This window comes from Streptomyces sp. NPDC005784, from assembly GCF_042871525.1.
Classification (GTDB): Bacteria; Actinomycetota; Actinomycetes; order Streptomycetales; family Streptomycetaceae; genus Streptomyces.
In genome coordinates this window covers 1-1,246 of record NZ_JBIAIQ010000121.1, presented here as the reverse complement: position 1 = coordinate 1,246, position 1,246 = coordinate 1, and the positions used below count along the sequence as shown (strand labels likewise).

The 1,246-nt window shown below is 64.3% G+C and carries 1 protein-coding gene; it reads left to right on the top strand.

Going from position 1 to position 1,246, the window contains the following annotated elements:
* The first annotated feature begins 452 nt into the window (after positions 1–452).
* Positions 453–986 carry a DUF6928 family protein gene (locus ACFYR3_RS45770; protein WP_389288368.1) on the top strand — a complete coding sequence of 178 codons (534 nt, stop codon included), beginning with the start codon at positions 453–455 and terminating at the stop codon, positions 984–986.
* Positions 987–1,246: the final 260 nt, after the last annotated feature.

Here is a 1,246-nt window from a genome sequence, read left to right as displayed (position 1 = left end):
GGGGAGATAACTGGCCGCCGTTGGGGAGATCTCGCAGGCCGCCAGTGGGGCGAAACCCTGGCCGCCTACGGGGAGCACTTCAAGGCCATTGACACGCAGGCCACAACGGCAGCCCTACATGTCGTGAACCTCCACGGAGAACCCCTCCGCAAGGACGGAGTTCAGGTGCTCCGCATGCGCACCCAGCCATTGGCGCGCGTCAGAGAACTTCGCCGCCAGTTCGACGAGCACGTAATCACAGCGCCATCAGTCGACCCACCACAGACGCAGCAACGGAGACGCTGACTGACCACACCCGTCCACTCCGGTCCGTTCCCGCCCGCTGCCACCGTCTCATCATCAACATGCACGAGCACATCGTTCCAGACGCCCTAGAACAGCCCCATCCACCTTGACCAAAGAGATAGGGGCACCCCCCGGAAGGGACGGCGTACGCGGCGAGCTGGCCCGGCGTGGAGGTCATCGGTGACCAGAGGGTGATGATCGGCAGTCCCCCCGAGCTCCCGGAACACCTGGTGGCCGCGAGCACCGGCCGACGGCTCGTGCTGCACGCCATGGACAGCGTCGTGGACTGGCTCGCGTTCGCCGTATGGGAAGACGGCCGACTCGTCCGCTCCCTGAGCCTGTCCCCCGACAGCGGCATCATCGAGAGCATCGGCGAACCTCTCCCCTTCGAACTGCCCTACTGGGCGGGAGACCGTCCGGCCGACGTCATCACCTGGCCGGATGAGGACGAAGAGCCGTACCCGCTGCCGTTCCACCCCCTGGAACTGGGCGAAGACGCACTACGAGCACTCTGCGGCTTCGTCCGCGAGGGCCTCCCCGAACCGGACGACATCGACACCGACAACATCCGACTGCACGGCTTCCGGATGCGGGACCCGCACGGCCCTGATCCCGCGGAGCAGGAAGCGGCGCGGCAAAAAAAATCATGGAGAGCATGGGCCCACCGCGATTCTTCACCATGGGTCCTGACCGCTCGCTGATCGAGCACGATGGCCTTTACAGCGTGTCCCACGTGGCCGTGATCGAAAGTGACGTTTGCGGTTGTCCCGTCTCTGGACGTTCTCCCGTCACGCTTGATCTTGGCGGTTTGGCTGCCCTGGCACTTCACTACCGAGGGCGGCCGCTTGTTACTCTTTCCGATCATGGTGAAGCTCCCCCTTTGACCTGGACAGCCTGATACTGGGACGGAAGGTTCCGGAGGAAGCAGTCGCAGGTAGTGAGCAAGAAGAGCAATACGAGC